This is a genomic window from Tepidiforma flava (genome assembly GCF_027594505.1).
Classification (GTDB): domain Bacteria; phylum Chloroflexota; class Dehalococcoidia; order Tepidiformales; family Tepidiformaceae; genus Tepidiforma; species Tepidiforma flava.
Genome location: NZ_CP115149.1, coordinates 1034110 through 1050551 on the forward strand (window position 1 = coordinate 1034110; position 16442 = coordinate 1050551).

General features: G+C 69.1%; 17 protein-coding genes. 4 read left to right on the plus strand and 13 right to left on the minus strand.

What is annotated here, in order from left to right; translation table 11 throughout:
• From O0235_RS06145 to O0235_RS06190, 10 genes are read right to left on the minus strand one after another with little or no spacing between them, the layout of a single operon-like run.
• Positions 1-1506 (minus strand): complex I subunit 4 family protein, encoded by a 1506-nt coding sequence (locus tag O0235_RS06145; protein WP_270057661.1) that lies wholly within the window; start codon positions 1504-1506, stop codon positions 1-3.
• A 4-nt stretch (positions 1507-1510) separates the two neighbouring features.
• A complete protein-coding gene (nuoL, locus tag O0235_RS06150; protein ID WP_270057662.1) occupies positions 1511-3415 on the minus strand; it encodes an NADH-quinone oxidoreductase subunit L in 1905 nt (634 codons plus the stop codon).
• Positions 3416-3433: 18 nt separating this feature from the next.
• Entirely contained in the window at positions 3434-3742 is a 309-nt protein-coding gene (gene nuoK, locus O0235_RS06155; protein WP_270057663.1) for an NADH-quinone oxidoreductase subunit NuoK, read from the minus strand.
• Positions 3743-3746: 4 nt separating this feature from the next.
• Positions 3747-4247 carry an NADH-quinone oxidoreductase subunit J family protein gene (locus O0235_RS06160; RefSeq protein ID WP_270057664.1) on the minus strand — a complete coding sequence of 167 codons (501 nt, stop codon included), beginning with the start codon at positions 4245-4247 and terminating at the stop codon, positions 3747-3749.
• Positions 4247-5860: a NuoI/complex I 23 kDa subunit family protein gene (locus tag O0235_RS06165; RefSeq protein WP_270057665.1), complete on the minus strand. Its 1614-nt coding sequence runs from the start codon at positions 5858-5860 to the stop codon at positions 4247-4249. Before O0235_RS06165 ends, O0235_RS06160 begins: the two co-directional genes overlap by 1 nt.
• On the minus strand, positions 5857-7014 hold the full coding sequence (gene nuoH / locus O0235_RS06170) for an NADH-quinone oxidoreductase subunit NuoH (protein ID WP_270057666.1): 1158 nt from the start codon (positions 7012-7014) through the stop codon (positions 5857-5859). Before nuoH ends, O0235_RS06165 begins: the two co-directional genes overlap by 4 nt.
• Positions 7011-8168 (minus strand): NADH-quinone oxidoreductase subunit D, encoded by a 1158-nt coding sequence (locus O0235_RS06175; RefSeq protein WP_270057667.1) that lies wholly within the window; start codon positions 8166-8168, stop codon positions 7011-7013. The genes nuoH and O0235_RS06175 overlap by 4 nt, the downstream gene beginning before the upstream one ends.
• A gap of 37 nt (positions 8169-8205) precedes the next feature.
• On the minus strand, positions 8206-8724 hold the full coding sequence (locus O0235_RS06180; RefSeq protein WP_270057668.1) for an NADH-quinone oxidoreductase subunit C: 519 nt from the start codon (positions 8722-8724) through the stop codon (positions 8206-8208).
• Entirely contained in the window at positions 8721-9281 is a 561-nt protein-coding gene (locus tag O0235_RS06185; RefSeq protein WP_270057669.1) for an NADH-quinone oxidoreductase subunit B, read from the minus strand. Before O0235_RS06185 ends, O0235_RS06180 begins: the two co-directional genes overlap by 4 nt.
• Positions 9278-9640: an NADH-quinone oxidoreductase subunit A gene (locus O0235_RS06190; RefSeq protein ID WP_270057670.1), complete on the minus strand. Its 363-nt coding sequence runs from the start codon at positions 9638-9640 to the stop codon at positions 9278-9280. Before O0235_RS06190 ends, O0235_RS06185 begins: the two co-directional genes overlap by 4 nt.
• Positions 9641-10330: 690 nt before the next feature.
• Between O0235_RS06190 and O0235_RS06195 the strand changes: the two genes are divergently transcribed.
• From O0235_RS06195 to O0235_RS06205, 3 genes are all read left to right on the plus strand, one after another.
• Positions 10331-11026, plus strand: a complete 696-nt coding sequence (locus O0235_RS06195) for a ubiquinone/menaquinone biosynthesis methyltransferase (protein ID WP_270057671.1) — start codon at positions 10331-10333, stop codon at positions 11024-11026.
• A complete protein-coding gene (locus tag O0235_RS06200; protein ID WP_270057672.1) occupies positions 11023-11934 on the plus strand; it encodes a 1,4-dihydroxy-2-naphthoate polyprenyltransferase in 912 nt (303 codons plus the stop codon). Before O0235_RS06195 ends, O0235_RS06200 begins: the two co-directional genes overlap by 4 nt.
• 86 nt (positions 11935-12020) lie before the next feature.
• Positions 12021-12503, plus strand: coding sequence for a hypothetical protein (locus O0235_RS06205; RefSeq protein ID WP_270057673.1), 483 nt, complete (start codon positions 12021-12023; stop codon positions 12501-12503).
• Here the strand turns inward: O0235_RS06205 and O0235_RS06210 are convergent.
• Entirely contained in the window at positions 12500-13852 is a 1353-nt protein-coding gene (locus tag O0235_RS06210; RefSeq protein ID WP_270057674.1) for an MFS transporter, read from the minus strand. The two genes, O0235_RS06205 and O0235_RS06210, sit on opposite strands and share 4 nt — an antisense overlap.
• Before the next feature lie 94 nt (positions 13853-13946).
• Here O0235_RS06210 and O0235_RS06215 point away from each other — a divergent pair, with 94 nt between their 5' ends.
• The gene (locus O0235_RS06215; RefSeq protein WP_270057675.1) at positions 13947-14885 is read left to right on the plus strand and encodes an aldo/keto reductase; all 939 of its coding nucleotides are present in this window, start codon (positions 13947-13949) and stop codon (positions 14883-14885) included.
• Positions 14886-15412: 527 nt separating this feature from the next.
• On the opposite strand, the gene O0235_RS06220 is transcribed toward O0235_RS06215, so the two are convergent.
• Together O0235_RS06220 and O0235_RS06225 are read right to left on the minus strand one after the other, a co-directional pair.
• Positions 15413-16063 (minus strand): hypothetical protein, encoded by a 651-nt coding sequence (locus O0235_RS06220; protein ID WP_158066980.1) that lies wholly within the window; start codon positions 16061-16063, stop codon positions 15413-15415.
• Positions 16064-16076: 13 nt separating this feature from the next.
• The gene (locus O0235_RS06225) at positions 16077-16241 is read right to left on the minus strand and encodes a hypothetical protein (RefSeq protein ID WP_270057676.1); all 165 of its coding nucleotides are present in this window, start codon (positions 16239-16241) and stop codon (positions 16077-16079) included.
• Between the last annotated feature and the right edge of the window lie 201 nt (positions 16242-16442).

Consider the following 16442-nt stretch of genomic DNA (forward strand, 5'->3'; position numbering starts at 1 on the left):
TTAGCCAGTGACCCCCGGGAGGAGGGTGACGGTGTGGCCGACCCGCTCGGTGAACGGGGCCCACCAGACGCCCATGATGACGATGGAGGCGATGAGCATCGCGCCGGAGAGGCGCTCGAGCGGGGTGAGGTCCTTCAGGTCTTTCCAGTGCGGGTTGAGCGGGCCGAAGAAGACGGTCGCGAACATCCGGAGCATGTAGGCAGCGGCGAGGGCCGCGGCGAAGATGGCGAGCGCGCCGAAGACCGGGTAGGTCCGGAAGGTGCCGACGAAGATGTGGAATTCGGCGGTGAAGCCGGAGAAGCCGGGCAGGCCGACGTTCGCGAGGCCGGCGATGGCGTAGAAGATGACCCAGAGCGGCATGACGCGCCCGAGTCCGCCGAACTCCTTCATGTCGCGCGTATGCGCCTGGTCGTAGAGCGCGCCGATCATGAGGAAGACGAGGGCGGTCATCACCCCGTGGGAGAACATCTGGAGGACGGCGCCGGTGATGCCGATCGTGTTCATGGTGGCGAGGCCCATGAGCACGTAGCCCATGTGGCTGACCGAGCTGTAGCCGGAGATGAGCTTGAAGTCGCGCTGGGTGAGGGCCGCGGTGGCGCCGTAGACGGCGCCGATGGTGCCGAGGACCATGAGCGCCGGCATCCAAAAGGCGGCGCCTTCGGGCAGGAGCTGGATGCCGAGCCGGATGATGCCGAAGGCGCCGAGCTTCATGAGGACGCCGGCGTGCACCATCGAGACGGCGGTGGGGGCGGACATGTGGCCGTCGGGAGACCATGTGTGGAACGGCCAGAGGGCGGCGAGGACGCCGCAGCCGACGACCATGAGCGGGAAGATGACCTTCTGGGCGGTGGCGCTGATGGTGCCGTCCTGGCCGGCGGCCCAGAGCGACGGGAGGTCGAAGGTGCCGATGCCGGCCTGGTGGAAGGTGGCGAAGATGCCGATCCAGATGAGCACCGAGCCGCCGACGAGCATGAGCGTGAGCTTGGCGGCGCCGTACTCCTTCCGGGTGGAGCCCCAGACGCCGATGAGCAGGTAGAGCGGCATGACCGCGAGTTCGTAGAAGAAGAAGAAGAAGAACAGGTCGTAGGCGAAGAAGGTGCCGTAGACGCCGGCGAGGAGAATCCAGTAGAGGATGTAGAAGTCTTTGTTGCGGTATTCGATTTTCCAGCTGGCAAGGGCGCCGGCGAAGGCGACGACGCCCGTGAGGAGCGCCATGAGGGCGGAGATGCCGTCGACGGCGAGGCGGAGGGAGATGCCGCCCGGGCCGAGGAAGGCGACGTTTTCGACCCAGGCCCAGTTCAGGTTCATCTGGGCTTCGGGGCCATCGACCTGGTAGGCGACGAAGATATAGATGGAGAGGGCGGCGAGGATGGCGCCCGTGACGGCTGAGATGTAGCGGACCGCCATCTTCTGGGAGCCGGGGGTGAAGATGAGGATGAGCGCGGCCGCGAGCGGCAGCACGAGCGTGGCAAGGACGACGTAGCCCTGGCCTTCGTCGAAGGTCATGCGATTAGCCCCTCACCACCAGCCCGGCGAGAGCGAGCCCGATGACGCCGAGGGCGACGGCCATGGCATAGTTCGGGACGCGGCCGGTCTGGAGATATTTGAGAACACCGCCGGTGAAGCCGGTGATTTGCGCCGAGCCATCGACGCCGGTGTCGTTGACGACGTAGCGGTCGAACCACGAGACGATGTAGCTGAAGCCGAGGACGCCGCGGTCGATCATGCCCTGGTAGAGCTCATCGAAGTAGAACTTGCGGCGGAGCATGTCGTAGAGGCCGGGCTGCCAGTTGGCGAGGGCCGTGGCCCGGCGGAGGTCGTTCCCCCAGTACATCCAGGCGGCGGAGAAGATGCCCACGACGGCCATGGCGAGCGAGGCCGCGGCGAAGCCCCACTTCAGCTCGTATTCGTGCGGGCCGTGGTGCGGCAGGAAGATGAATTCGGTGATGCCGCCGGGGAAGCCGAGCGCTTTGCCGACCTCGTGGAAGACGACGAAGCCGCTGGTGATGGCGAGGAAGGCGAGGAAGACGAGCGCGCCCGTCATGACGGGCGGGGTTTCGCGGGTGTGCTCGTAGACGTGGGTGTCCGCCGGCTTGCCCATGAAGGTGCGGATGAAGAGGCGGGTGGTGTAGAAGGCGGTCGTGACGGCGCTGATGCCGAGGAGGATGACGGCCCAGGCGCCCCACTTGTGCTCGAGCGCCACGAAGATTTCGTCCTTCGACCAGAAGCCGGCGAGGGGCGGGAGGCCGGCAAGCGCGAGCGAACCGATGAGGAAGGTGGTGCCCGTGATCGGCATCTTCTTCCAGAGGCCGCCGAGGCGGTCCATCTCCTGGTTGTGGTGGGTGCCGATGATGACGGAGCCCGCGCCGAGGAAGAGGAGGGCCTTGAAGAAGGCGTGCGTCATCAGGTGGAACATCGCGACGGCCGGCTCGCCGGCGCCGAGGGCGATGAACATGAAGCCGAGCTGGCCGACGGTCGAGTAGGCGAGGACCTTCTTGATGTCCGTCTGGGCGAGGGCGATGAAGCCGGTGAGCAGGGCGGTGATGAGGCCGACGATGGTGACGGTGAGGAGCATGCCGTCGGCGACTTCGAACATGGGCAGGAGCCGGGCGGTGAGGTAGACGCCGGCGACGACCATGGTGGCGGCGTGGATGAGGGCGGAGACGGGCGTCGGGCCTTCCATCGCGTCCGGGAGCCAGACGTGGAAGGGGACCTGGGCGCTCTTGCCCATGCAGCCGATGAAGATGAAGGCCAGGGCGGTGAAGAGGTAGGGCTGGCTGAAGTGGCCCTCTTCGGCGAGGTGGATGAGCTCCTGGATGTTGAAGGTGCCGCCTGCGCGCCAGAGCAGGATGATGCCGATGAGGAGGCCGACGTCGCCGATCCGCGTGGTGATGAAGGCTTTCTTGGCGGCTTCGGTGGCGGAGCGCTTCTCCCAGTAGAAGCCGATGAGGAGGAAGGAGCAGACGCCGACGAGCTCCCAGGAGATGTAGAGCAGGAGGAGGTTGTCGGCCATCACCAGCATGAGCATGGAGGCTGCGAAGAGCTGGAGGACGGCGAAGAACCAGTGGTAGCGCGGCTCACCCTTCATGTAGCCGATGGAGAAGATGTTCACCATCAGGGCGACGGTGACGACGACCGCGAACATCACGATGGTGATGGGGTCGACATAGATGCCCATGCGGAGGTCGAAGGTGTCGCCGATTTTCGACCACTGGATGTCGTTGACGACGGGGCCGAGCTTGCCGGGCGTATCGAGGAAGTCGGCGAGGACGACGAAGAAGAGGATGAAGGACGACGCGATGGCGGCGACGCCGAGGTAATCGCCGCCGCGCGGAAGGGCGCGTCCGAAGAGCGCGAGCACCAGAAACACGCCCGCCGGGATAGCGGCGAGCACCCAGGCCTGTTCAGCTCCCATGCGTTGTCCTGGCCCCTTTTACCACTTCATGGTCGCTGCTTCGTCGACGTTCGCGGTCGCGCGGTTCCGGAAGAGCCGGATGACGATGGCGAGCGCGAGGCCGACTTCGGCAGCGGCGACGGTGATGATGAAGACGGCGAAGATGGCGCCGACGATGCGACCGGGGTCGAGGTAGGCGGCGAACGCGACGAAGTTGATGTTCACCGCGTTGAGCATGAGCTCGACGCTCATGAGGATCATCACGGCGTTGCGCCGGGCGAGGACGCCGTAGACGCCGAGAGCGAAGACGATTGCGCTGAGGGCGAGGTAGTTTTCCAGCGGCACCATCGGTCTACTCGCCCTCCTCTTGCCGAGCGACGATGATGGCCCCAACGAGGGCTACCAGCAAGAGGACGGAGGCGAGGATGAAGGGAAGCCCGAAGTCCTCGAAGAGCCGCTGGCTGATGGCTTCGATGGCGATGTTGGTCGGCGATTCGGTGTTGCCGGCCCATTCGGTGCTGAGGGCAGCGACGAGCAGGACGGCGGCGACGCCGATGCCGGCAAGCAGGGCGAAGGGCGCCTGCGGGCCGTTCACCTTCTCGGCGCGGCCGCTCGGGTCGGCCCGCGTGAGCATCAGCGCGAGCAGGACGAGCACGGTGACGGCGCCGCCGTAGATGAGGAACTGCGTGAGGGCGAGGAACTCGACGGTGAGGATGACGAACATCACGCCGACGCCCGCGAGGCTGCCGATGAGGAAGATCGCGGAGTGGATGACGGAGCGGGAGAAGACGACGCCCGCGGAGAGGGCGATGATGCCGAGGGCGAAGATCCACCAGATGACTTCGGTCGCCATTACTCGATGCCCTCCGGCAGGGTGCCGCCCAGCTCTTTGATCGTCTGGATGACGTCCTCGGGGATGGGTTCGCCCTTCGCGAGCGCTTCGCGGGCGCGGCGCTCAGCGCGCATGCGGCGGGCGCGGACCTTTTCGAAGCTGTTCGGGTCGCCCTTCGGGCCGGTGCCCACGCCGGGCGGGGGCGTCCAAGCGCCGCCTTTCGCGCCGCCGCCGCCCGCGGCGGGCGCCGCGCTCCCGCCGCCCTGGGCGGCGAGGGTTTGCCAGATGCTGCCGCCGGGCGCAAGGTCGCTCCCCAGCTCGTAGAGCGTCTTTGCGAGCTCGTCCGGGATCGGTTCACCCTTCTCGGTCAGCTCTTTGAACTGGCGCTCGGCGCGCATCCGGCGGGCGCGCACTTTTTCGTAGCTGTTCGGGTCGCCCTTCGGGCCCGTGCCCACGCCAGGCGGGAAGCGCATGGTGCCGTCCGGGTTCGTCCCGGAGAGGGGCGCCGCGGCAGCCCCGGCGCCGCCGCCGCCCTGGCCGGCGAGGGTTTGCCAGATGCTGCCGCCGGGCGCGAGGTCGCTGCCCAGCTCGTAGAGCGTCTTTGCGAGCTCGTCGGGGATCGGTTCGCCCTTCTCGGTCAGCTCTTTGAACTGGCGCTCAGCGCGCATCCGGCGGGCGCGCACTTTTTCGTAGCTGTTCGGGTCGCCCTTCGGGCCCGTGCCGACCCCGGGCGGGAAGCGCATGGTGCCATCCGGGTTGGTGCCGGAGAGGACTTCGCCGGCGGGCGCGCCGGCGGCCCCGGGCGCAGGGGCGGCCTGGCCCGGCTTCAGATTCTTGTAGTACTCGATGCGGTCGAGGATCTCCTGCGGGACCGGTTCGCCGCGGTCGAGGTAGGCTTTCGCCTCGCGCTCGGCGCGCATCCGCTTGGCGCGGATTTTCGATTCGGAGAGGACTTCGCCTTCGCCGGCGGCGGCTGCGCCTGCTGCGGCAGCGCCGGCGGCGGCTGCGGCGGCTTTCGGTTTTTCGGGCTCGCGCTCCTGGATGGCGGCCGGTTCGCCGCGGGCGATGCGTTCGAGCTGGCGCTGGCGGTCTTCGGGCCGGGCGCCGACGAACGAGGGCGGCGGCGGCTCTTCGCCTTTGGCTTTGCGCTCGAGCGCCTCGATGTTGTCCTGCGGGCGGAACGGCCGGGCGAGCTGGCCGGAGCGGGAGACCTTCGTCAGCTCGTCGATGTCCATGTGGAGGTCGCGCCGGTCGTAGACGGCGTGCTCGTGGCCGCTCCACGTGTTGTCCATGACGATGGCTTCGAAGGGGCAGACTTCGACGCAGATGTTGCAGCGCATGCAGCGCGCGTAGTCGATCCAGAACTTTTCGACGATCTTGCGGCGGTTGCTGGTGCCCTCGGCGTACTTCGGGTTGTCCATCATGACGGCCGTCATGCAGTCGACGGGGCAGTTGCGGACGCAGACGTTGCAGCCGGTGCAGAACGGCTCGTCGTGGTCGAAGTCCCAGACGAGGACGGGGAAGGAGCGCTGGCGGACGGGGAGGGCCTTGCGGTCGTCGGGGTATTCGACGGTGACGGGCTTCCGGAGGAAGGTCGAGAAGGTGACGCCGAGGCCTTTGAGGATGCCTTTCATGACGACGACGCTCCGAGGGTGCGGTAGGTGCCGAGGAGGCCCTTAGTGGAGCGGGCGGAGGCGTGCCGGATGATGAGGAAGATGAGGAAGCCGGCGCCGACCGCGCTGGTGAGGGCGAGGAGTTCCTGCGGCCAGTCGTAGTAGAGGATGATGCCGTTGACGATGAGCTGGAGGAAGGAGAGTTCGAGGAGCACCTTCCAGCTGAAGTTCATGAGCTGGTCGATGCGGAGGCGGGGCACGGTGGTGCGGATCCAGATGATGACGACGACGATGGCGAGGGCCTTCGTGAAGGTGGTGGCGAGCTGGAGCGCCCAGTGGCTATCGACGCCGAACGGCCAGGCCCAGCCGCCGAGGAAGACGACGGAGCCGAACACCGCGAAGCCCCACATCGAGGCGTATTCGGTGAGCTGGAACATGCTCCAGCGGATGCCGGAGTACTCGACGAAGTAGCCGCCGACGATTTCGGATTCGGCGACGGGGATATCGAACGGCGCGCGGTGGAGCTCGGAGAGCATCGCCGTGAAGAAGATGAGGAAGGCGAGCGGCTGGAGGACGATGTAGGGCCGGTCTTCCTGGAGGGCGGCGATGGTGTTGAGGTTGAGGGTGCCGACGCCGTTGCCCGTATCGGCGCCGGTGATCATGACGACGCAGAGGAGGGAGACGACGAGCGGGATTTCGTAGCTGATCATCTGGGCGGCGGCGCGGACGGCGCCGAGGAGGGCGTACTTGTTGCCCGAGCCGAGGCCCGCCATGAGGATGCCGACGATGTTGAGGCCGAGGACGGCGAAGACGAAGAAGACGCCGAGGGCGAGGTTGCGGACGCCCCAGTTCTCGGCGAAGGGCAGCACCATGAGCGTGAGGAGGACGGGGATGAAGGTGGCGTAGGGGGCGAGTTCGAACACCCAGCGGTCGGCGTTCTTCGGCCGGATGTCCTCTTTGCCGACGAGCTTGATGGCGTCGGCGAAGCCCTGCCAGAGGCCCCACGGGCCGGTCCGCATCGGGCCGAGGCGCTGCTGGAAGCGGGCGACGAGCTTCCGTTCGCCGTAGGTGCTGTAGATGACGAACACCGTCATCACGAGGACGACGATGACGATGCGGATGATGGCGTCGATCCAGCTGGGGAGCCCGAACAGGGGATCGGCAAAGAGCATCATTTGTCGACCTCGCCGAGGACGATATCGAGGGAGCCGAGGATGATGATGGCGTCGGCGACGTAGGTGCCGATGACCATCTCGCGGAGGGCGGAGAGGTTGCAGAAGGAGGGCGAGCGGAGCTTCATGCGGTACGGCTTGTTGCCGCCCTTCGCGAGGGCGTACACGCCGTATTCGCCCTTGGTGCCCTCGGTGCGGACGTAGCATTCGCCGCTGTCGATGCGGAGGGTCTTGGGGAGGTCGGGGTTGAGGACGAGTTCGCCCTCCATCTGGGAGAGGGCATCGAGGCACTGCTCGACGATGAGCGTGCTCTGCCAGGCCTCGGCCATGCGGACCATGAAGCGGTCGAAGACGTCGCCGTTGGCGCCGGTGGGGATATCGAACTTGAGGTTGGGGTAGACGCTGTAGGGTTCGTCCTTGCGGAGGTCGAACTTGTAGCCGGTGGCGCGGAGGCAGGGGCCGGTGAGGCCCCAGGCGATCGCCTGTTCGGGGGTGACGGGGGAGAGGCCGCGGCAGCGTTCGACGAAGATTTCGTTGCCGACGAGGAGGCCGTCGAAGTCTTCGAGGCCCTGGCGGATGGAGCCGAGGAGCCAGCGGACGCGGTCCTGGTAGTTCTCGGGCAGGTCCATCTGGACGCCGCCGGGGCGGAAGTAGGTGGGGAACATGCGGTCGCCGGCGACTTCTTCGAAGAAGTCGTAGATGCGTTCGCGTTCGCGCCAGCCGTAGATGAAGGAGGTGCCGAAGGAACCGACGTCGGCGCCGAACGCGCCGAAGAACATGAAGTGGGAGAGGATGCGGGAGAGCTCGACCATCATGACGCGGATGTACTCCGCGCGGAGAGGGACGCTGATGTTGCCGAGCTTTTCGACGGCCATGCAGTAGGCCATTTCGCAGGCCATGCCGGCGAGGTAGTCGGTGCGGTCCCACCAGCCCATGGCCTGGCGGTAGTCGTGGTTTTCGGTGAGTTTCTCGAGGCCGCGGTGGAGGTAGCCGATGTAGGGTTCGCAATCGACGACCTTTTCGCCGTCGACGGTGAGGACCATGCGGAAGACGCCGTGGGTGGCCGGGTGCTGGGGCCCGACGTTGATGGTCATGTCGACGGTTTCGAAGCCGTCGTCGGCGAGGGCGTGGACGCGCTCTTCGGGCCAGATGCTCATGCGGCGTACCTCAGGCTGGCTCGGCGGGTGGCGGGCATCAGAAGGTGAACCCCGGGGTGGTGTCTTCGATGCCCTGCAGGATCTCGGCTTTCTGGAGCGGGTGGGCCTTCAGGAGCGGGTGGATGCGGACGTCCTCATCGAGGAGGAGGTTCTTGAGGTTGGGGTGGCCGTCGAAGATGAGGCCGACCATTTCGGCGGCTTCGCGCTCGTGCCAGTTGGCGGCGGGGTAGAGGTCGGTGATGCTCGGGATGTGGGGGTTGCCCGGCGGGGTGAGGACGGTGACCTGCACCGCCTGCCGGTTCTTGTAGGAGAAGAACTGGTATTTGCAGGCGAGCCCTTCCTCGAGCATGTCGATGCCGACGATGTTGCGGAGGAAGTCGAACGCGAGGTCGCGGTGGTTCTTCAGCTCTTCGACGACTGCGCGGAAGTGCTCGGGCGGGCAATCGATGTTGGCGTCGGTAGCCGTCTGGTTGATGGCGACGGGGAGCTTGCCAAACCGCTGCTCGAGGAGTTTGACGACCTGGTCGATGGGCTTGGGGGCGAGGGTTTTGCTCATCCGACCATCCGCCTGTCTTCCATGATCTTTTCCTGCAGGCGCAGGAAGCCGTCGAGGAGGGATTCGGGCCGCGGCGGGCAGCCGGGCACGTAGACATCGACCGGGATGATCTTGTCGACGCCCTGGAGGACGCGGTCGTATTCGGTGTAGGGGCCGCCGTTGGTGGCGCAGGCGCCCATGGAGATGACGTACTTCGGATTCGGCATCTGCTCGTAGAGGAGCTTGATGGCGGGGGCCATCTTCTTGGTGACGGTGCCGGAGACGATCATGACGTCGCTCTGGCGGGGGCTGGGCCAGGGGACGATGCCGAAGCGGTCGAGGTCGTGGTTCGCCATGAAGGTGCCGATCATCTCGATGGCGCAGCAGGCGAGGCCGAAGGTCATCGGCCAGAGGGAGCTTTTGCGGCTGACAGCGAGGACGAGGTCGGCGCCGGTCTGGATGACGCCGGGGAGGACGATGCGGTAGGCGGCGCGCGCCTGCGGCAGTTCGACGGGCCGGAGCCGTTCGGGTTCGGCGCCGTAATCGGGGACGTAGGGCGGGACGGTCGCTTCGCTCATTTCCACTCCAGGACGCCGCGTTTCCAGGCGTAGACGAGGCCGAGGCTGAGGATGGCGATGAAGAGGATCATCTGCCAGAAGATGAATTCAGCGAGCGAGAGGTAGGTGATCGCCCACGGGAAGATGAAGACGGTTTCGACGTCGAAGAGGAGGAAGACGATGGCGATGAGGTAGTAGCGGACGTGGACCTGCGCCCAGTTGCGGCCGATAGGGAGCATGCCGCATTCGTAGGAGATGCCCTTGGCGCGCTCGCGGGCGAAGGGGGCGAGGATGCGCGTGGCGATGAGGGCGGTGAAGACGAGGATGAAGCCGGCGATGGCGGCGATGAGGATGGCGGACCACTGGTCGTAGAAGCTCATAGGGCGCACCGGATGCGGGGGAGCAAGGCCACGATGCGACGTGCCGGGGCAGGGCAAGGCGAGGTGGCTGCTGCACTCATCGGCGGCGCGGGCTCCCAGGGCTTGTGCGACGGGCACGGGCTCGCGAGGGGCCCGGGCCCGTGCGGTCGTGAAGAAGCACACAAACGATACCTTCGGGGGCAGGGGAGGGCAAGGGGAGGGAAAGGCGGGAAGCGGGAGGCGGGAAGCGGGAAGCGGGAATCGGGAAGCGGGAAGCGGGAGGCGGGAGGCGGGAGGCGGGAACCGGGAAGCGGGAGGCGGGAGGCGGGAACCGGGAAGCGGGAGGCGGGAGGCGGGAACCGGGAAGCGGGAGGCGGGAAGCGGGGAGCGGGAGGTGTGAGCTGGTAGGTGGGAGGAGGGAAGCGGGAGTTCGGAGTGGGGAGTTGGGAGGGCGCTCGATTTCGAACGTGGGGGTGGGCTTCCCGGCCCTCCGCGGGGACGGAGCCCCGCGACGACGGGAGTTGGGAGGCGGGAGGGGACGTCGCTCCGGCGCGGGGCCCGTCAACCCGCGGCCGAATCGCCGCCCGGCGATGGCTCCCTCCTCCCTCCTCCCTTCTCCCTCTCCCTTCTCCCAACTCGGAACTCCCAACTCCCAACTCCCAACTCCCGGCTGACTGCGCGGTAGGGCGGGGGTTGCGAGAATACGGGACGATGACCCACCTGCCGCCGCCCGAGGAGAAGGCCCGCGCCGTGCGGGCGATGTTCGACCGGATTTCGCCGACGTACGACCGGGTGAACCGGCTGATGACCTTCGGAGCGGACCAGCGCTGGCGGATGGCGCTCGTGGAGCGGCTGGGGATTTCGCCGGCGGATGTGGTGCTCGACCTCGCCTGCGGCACTGGCGACTTCGCGGAGCTGTGCCGGGCGCGCGGCGCGCTCGCGATTGGGCTCGATTTCAGCCGGGGGATGCTGGAGCGGGCGGCGGCGCGCTCGGGCGAGACGGCGGCCTGGGTGCAGGGCGATGCGCTCCGGCTGCCGTTCCGGGATGGGGCGTTCACCGCGGCGGTCTCGGGGTTCGCGCTGCGGAACTTCGCGAGCATTCCGCCGGTGCTGGCCGAGCTGGCGCGCGTGCTGGAGCCGGGCGGCCGCCTCGGCCTGCTGGAGGTCGACCGCCCGCGCAATCCGCTCATCGCGCTCGGGCACCGGGCCTACTTCGAACGGGCGGTGCCGGTCCTCGGCGGCCTGCTGGCGGACCGCGACGCCTACCGCTACCTGCCGGCCTCGGCGGCCTATCTCCCCGGCGAAGCGGAGATGGTCGCGATGCTACGCGAGGCGGGCTTCCACCGCATCCGGAAGCGCCGGCCGATGCTGGGCGCGATCCAGTCCATCACGGCGGAGCGGCGATGACGGCCGCGACGGCGGCATCCCGGCCGGGCCGGCTGCATGCGTGGCGGATGGCCGCGCGGCCGCCCACGCTGCCGGCGGCAGCCGCGCCCGTGGCGGTCGGCACGGCGCTCGCCATCCGCGACGACGCGTTCGCGCTGCTGCCGGCGCTCGCCGCGCTCTTCGGCGCGCTCTGCCTGCAGGTGGGCGCGAACTTCGCGAACGACGTCTTCGACCACGAGAAGGGGGCCGACACGGCGGAGCGGCTCGGGCCGCCGCGGGCGAGCCAGCTCGGCCTGCTGACGCCGCGCGAGCTGAAGACGGGGATGGCCGCGGCGTTCGGCCTCGCGACGCTGGCCGGCCTCTACCTCGCGTGGGTCGGCGGCTGGCCGGTCGTGGCCATCGGGCTGGCGAGCATCGCCGCGGCCGTCATCTACACCGGCGGGCCGTGGCCGATCGGCTACCACGCGCTGGGCGACCTCTTCACCTTCATCTTCTTCGGGCTCGTCGCGGTGATGGGGACGTACTACGTGCAGGCCGGGACGGTCACGTGGTTCAGCTTCGCGGCGGCGGTGCCGGTGGGGGCGACCGTCACGATGATCCTCGTGGTCAACAACCTGCGGGACATCCCGACGGACCGGCGGGCGGGGAAGACGACGCTGGGCGTGGTGCTGGGCGAGCGGGGGACGCGCTGGTGGTTCGCCGCCCTGCTGGCGCTGGCGCTGGCGGTGCCCGCCGGGGCGACGGTCGCGGGAGCTGCGCCGCCCGGGGCGGCGGCGGCAGCGGCGGCGGGGGTGCTCGCGTGGCCGCTGCTGCGGCAGGTGTCCGGGGGCGCCAGCGGCCGGGCGCTGAACCCGGTGCTGAAGGGCACGGCCCGGTTCGCGCTCTGGCACGCGCTGCTCTGGGCGGCGGCGATCGCCATCCGGCCCTGACCCGGGGCGGTTGCATCGCGCCTTTACAATGAGGGGAGAACGGCCGCGCCGCGCACGGCCTCGAACGCGGAGCGGAGGTGATTGCGATGACAGCTGAACGGAACGTCCGGGCGACCGAAGGCCAGCAGGCCGCGCTCTCCGGCGCCAGCCGGACGACCGAGGGCCTGCTCATCGCGCAGGACGGGCTGCTCGCTGCGCTCCGGCGGCCCCAGCCCGGGCGCGAGCGGGACTGGGCCGCCCTCGTCGGGCAGGAGCTGGCGAAGGTCGTGGCCGCGCTGCGGGACCACCGGCTGGAGGTGGAGCGGGCGGAAGGGCTCTACGCGGAGATCCTGCGGGACGCGCCGTGGACGCAGCCGCGGCTGCGGCAGCTCGGCGCGCAGCTGCGCCGGCTCGAAGCCGAGGCCGCGGACCTGCAGGTGGAGGTGCGCCGGGTGGAAGAGGGCGACCTGCAGGCGCTGCCCGCCATCCGGCACGATGCCGAGCGGATGCTCGCCGGGGTGCGCGACCTGCTCTCGAAAGAGGCCGACCTCATCTACGAGCGGTTCGAACAGCCGCCGGCGGCCGACTAGCCGGCATCGGCCGGGGCGCTGCCGGCCTTCCACGCGGCGGCGGGCGCCGGGGCGGCGCCCCGCCCGGGGGCGAACGGCGCCGCGCGCTCCTCGGTGAGGGCGTTCGCCACCGTGCCGTCGATGCGGCGGAGCGACCCGCTGGCGAGGAGCATGGCGAGCGAGAGCGCCATCGTCACGAGCGAGGCGATGGCGACCGCGGCGGGCGCGCCGAGCGCCTCGGCGAGGGCGCTCACGGGCACGGTGCCGAGCGGCGTCAGCCCGAAGGTCATCATCATGATGCTCATCACCCGGCCGCGGACCTCGTCCGGGATGAGCACCTGGATGAGCGTGTTCACGGTGGTCGTGAAGGCGCTGGCGAAGACATCGGCGGCGAACACGAGCGGGATGGCGAGCAGGAACCACGGACTGAGCGAGAAGAGCAGCAGGCTGCCGGCGAAGGCGAGGAGCGTGCTCATCATCAGGCGGAGCTTGCGCGGGGATTCGCTGGCGAAGGCGACCCAGAACGAGCCCGCGATGCCGCCGAGCCCGGCCGCGGCCTGGAGCACGCCGAGCCCGCCGGCCCCCACGTGCCAGGTGTCATCGGCGAAGACGACGAGGAGCGCCTGGAACGGCATTGCGAGGAGGATGGGGATGATGGAGAGGATGAGGAGGGCGCGGACCGGCGGGTCGGTCGAGACGTAGCGGAGGCCGCCGACCAGCTCCGAAAGGACCGGGCGCCGGCCGGCGCCGTCGGCGGGCGGCGATGCGCTCACGTGGGCCATGGCGAAGAAGGCGAGCGCATAGAGGGTGACGGCCATCGCGTAGACCCAGCGGACCCCGAAGACGGCGATGATGAGGCCGGCGAAGACGGGGCCGACCACCCGCGCGGCGTTCATGCCGCCCATCTGGAGGGCCATGGCGCTCGCCATCCCCTGGCGGCCGACGATGCTGGCCACGATTGCCTGCCGCGCCGGCATGATGAACGGGAACGTGCAGCCCATCACGAAGACAACGGCGAGGAGGTGCCAGAACTCGAGCCGACCGAGAACGAGGAGGGCGAACACCGCCAGCTCGGAGGCGACGAGCACCGCCTGGCCCGTCATGATCAGCCGCCGCTTCTCGACGCGGTCGGCGATGACGCCGCCGAACGGCGAGACGAGCAGCATGGGGATGGCGACGACGAGGTTGATGAGGCCGAGCGCGAATTCGCTGCCGGTGAGGCGGTAGGCGAGCACGGAGCGGACGATGAACTGGCCGTTCATCGCGAAGAAGAAGGCGATGTTGGAGGCGAAGAGCCAGCGGAACTGCTGGTGCTGGAGAGAGGCCAACGGGCCGCGGGCCGGGGCCGGTTCGGCGGGGAGTTCGAGCATCCCGTTAGCGTAGCACGAACGATTGCGGCCGGCGCCGGGCGGCAGGCGCGCGCGTATACTTCGCGCCACAACCACTACCCCCGGGAGGCGATCCGTGGAGTTCCGTCATCTTGGCCGTTCGGGCCTCGAGGTGTCGCTCGTGGGGCTCGGCTGCAACAACTTCGGCATCCGCTGCGATTTCGAGCAATCGAAGGCGGTGGTGCACCGCGCGCTCGACCTCGGCATCACGCTCTTCGATACGGCGGACGTCTACGGCGGGGGCGGCCGCTCGGAGGAGTTCCTCGGCAAGATCCTGAAGGGCCACCGGGAGAAGGTGGTCATCGCGACGAAGTTCGGGATGAAGATGGGCGAGGGGCCGCACCGGATGGGCGCCTCGCGGAAGTACATCATGCAGGCGGTGGAGGATTCGCTGCGGCGGCTGGATACGGACTACATCGACCTCTACCAGGTGCACCGGCCGGACCCGCACACGCCGATCGAGGAGACGCTGCGGGCGCTGGATGACCTGGTGCGGCAGGGGAAGGTGCGGTACATCGGGCATTCGAACTTCGCGGGCTGGCAGACGGCGGAGGCGCACTTCGTGGCCCAGCGGCTGAACGTGACGCCGTTCATCTCGGCGCAGAACGAGTACAACCTGCTGGACCGGCGGGTCGAACAGGAGCTGGTGCCGGCCTGCAACGCCTACGGGCTGAGCATCCTGCCGTACTTCCCGCTGGCGAGCGGCTTCCTGACGGGGAAGTACCGGAAGGGGGAGGAGCTGCCGGCGGGGACCCGGCTGGCGAACGCGGGGCCCATGGCCGCGCGCGTGCTGACCGACCGGAACTTCGAGGTGCTGGAGAAGCTGGAGGCCTTCGCGCAGGCGCGCGGGAAGGGGATGGTGGACCTCGCCATCGGGTGGCTGGCGAGCCAGCCGCACGTGGGGAGCGTCATTGCGGGTGCGACGCGGCCGGAGCAGGTGGACCAGAACGTGGCGGCGGCCGCGTGGCGGCTGACGGCGGACGAGCTGGCGGAGGTGGACGCGATTACGCGGTAGCGGGGAGGAGGGAGGCCCCAGGTCCGCCCTGGCCCCGCCCCGAGGGAGAAGGGAGGAGGGAGGAGGGAACCCCTCCGCCGCTCACCCTTCCGCCCCAGGGAGGAGGGAGGCCCCACGTCCGCCTTGTCCCCGCCCCGAGGGAGAAGGGAGGAGGGAGAAGGGAGCCCCGCCCGGCCCAGCTGCCCCGCCGAGGGAGGAGGGAGCACCACCCGGCCGCCCAACCCCGCCGAGGGAGAAGGGAGGAGGGAGGAGGGAACCCCGCGTGCCCATCCGCTGTCCCACCGAGGGAGCCGGGAGCTGGGAGCTGGGAGCTGGGAGCTGGGGTGGCCGGTGCTCCTATTCGGTCAAGCTTCGACCTTCAAGCTCCAACCTCCGCGCTGGGGGCCGGGAGGCGGGCGGGGCGGGGCTCCCTCATCGCTCGGTGGGGAAGACGGGAGGGGCCGGGCTCCCTCCTCCCTCGGGGACGGGCAGCAGCCGGGGCCGGGCTCCCTCCTCCCTCGGGACGGGGAGGCCGGCGGGGGCTGGGGTCAGGTGCCGGCGAAGTAGCCGGGGGACATGCCGAGTGCGTCGCTCACGGGCCCGGAGCAGCGGACAAAGGCCTCCATATTATCCCGAACGAAGGGGAGGAGGCTGCCGCCGGCTGCGGCGGCTTCGGGAATCTCGAGGCCCTCGGCGCGCAGGCAGCCGACGAGCTGAACGTGAGCGTCACGCAGCTGCGCCGGCGACGGCTGGTGCGCCTGCGACCAGATGGCGCTGATGCGGGCGTAGGTCGGCGAGGCGCAGGCGTCGACCGTCGCCTGGCTCGCGGCAGCGACGGCGCCGGCATCGCCCTCGGCGCGGGGCGGGAAGGTGAATTCGATGGCGTACACCTGGAGGGGGCCGGGGACCAGGGGCCGCGCCAGCTGGCCGCCCCGGGCCTCGACGCAGGCGACGAATTCGCGGGTCACGCGGTCGTACTCCTCGAACGACAGGCGGCCATCGGACAGGAGGTCTGCGGCGAGGAGGTCGCCCTCGCTGCGGGCGAGGTCGGCCTGGCCGGGCCAGACAACGACCCGGCCATCCCGGTCGAGCGAGCCGGGGCTGGCGTCGGCTGCCGGGGACCCGCCCGTGAAGAGCAGCCATGTACCGGCGACGGCTGCAGCCGAGAAGATGCCAAGCGCGAAGATGATGCGGCGCACTGCGTTCCCTCCGTTACCAGGTGTTCGTGCCGTAGTAGCCATCGAATGCGGTGATGAACTGCAGGGCATGCGTCCCGGCCGCAGCAGTTACCGGTGATGGATTGCCGATGTTGCCCCAGACGATGTCTCCGGAATACCACCCGCCGGCAAGCGTGCGTGAGGTTCCGTTCTGAAGCACCACAGTGCCCGAGAGGTAGCGGGAACTCCCGCTGCAGCCAGTGGTTCCCGTGTATCCGGCAGGGTAGCTGAGCCAGGACTGGCCGTACCCGATGCATCCGCCGGCGTTCAGCGTCACTGTCGCGGGACCGGCGCCTGCCGGTGAAGCGCCCGCGAAGAGCAGGACAACCGGGAGCAGGGCGATCCACTGGAGCCACGACCG

What these genes read in the sequence shown, in the direction of transcription:
- O0235_RS06145 (WP_270057661.1), bottom strand. Translation starts at nt 1,506, where the DNA reads ATGACCTTCGACGAAGGCCAGGGCTACGTCGTCCTTGCCACGCTCGTG.
- nuoL (WP_270057662.1), bottom strand. Translation starts at nt 3,415, where the DNA reads ATGGGAGCTGAACAGGCCTGGGTGCTCGCCGCTATCCCGGCGGGCGTG.
- nuoK (WP_270057663.1), bottom strand. Translation starts at nt 3,742, where the DNA reads ATGGTGCCGCTGGAAAACTACCTCGCCCTCAGCGCAATCGTCTTCGCT.
- O0235_RS06160 (WP_270057664.1), bottom strand. Translation starts at nt 4,247, where the DNA reads ATGGCGACCGAAGTCATCTGGTGGATCTTCGCCCTCGGCATCATCGCC.
- O0235_RS06165 (WP_270057665.1), bottom strand. Translation starts at nt 5,860, where the DNA reads ATGAAAGGCATCCTCAAAGGCCTCGGCGTCACCTTCTCGACCTTCCTC.
- nuoH (WP_270057666.1), bottom strand. Translation starts at nt 7,014, where the DNA reads ATGATGCTCTTTGCCGATCCCCTGTTCGGGCTCCCCAGCTGGATCGAC.
- O0235_RS06175 (WP_270057667.1), bottom strand. Translation starts at nt 8,168, where the DNA reads ATGAGCATCTGGCCCGAAGAGCGCGTCCACGCCCTCGCCGACGACGGC.
- O0235_RS06180 (WP_270057668.1), bottom strand. Translation starts at nt 8,724, where the DNA reads ATGAGCAAAACCCTCGCCCCCAAGCCCATCGACCAGGTCGTCAAACTC.
- O0235_RS06185 (WP_270057669.1), bottom strand. Translation starts at nt 9,281, where the DNA reads ATGAGCGAAGCGACCGTCCCGCCCTACGTCCCCGATTACGGCGCCGAA.
- O0235_RS06190 (WP_270057670.1), bottom strand. Translation starts at nt 9,640, where the DNA reads ATGAGCTTCTACGACCAGTGGTCCGCCATCCTCATCGCCGCCATCGCC.
- O0235_RS06195 (WP_270057671.1), top strand. Translation starts at nt 10,331, where the DNA reads ATGACCCACCTGCCGCCGCCCGAGGAGAAGGCCCGCGCCGTGCGGGCG.
- O0235_RS06200 (WP_270057672.1), top strand. Translation starts at nt 11,023, where the DNA reads ATGACGGCCGCGACGGCGGCATCCCGGCCGGGCCGGCTGCATGCGTGG.
- O0235_RS06205 (WP_270057673.1), top strand. Translation starts at nt 12,021, where the DNA reads ATGACAGCTGAACGGAACGTCCGGGCGACCGAAGGCCAGCAGGCCGCG.
- O0235_RS06210 (WP_270057674.1), bottom strand. Translation starts at nt 13,852, where the DNA reads ATGCTCGAACTCCCCGCCGAACCGGCCCCGGCCCGCGGCCCGTTGGCC.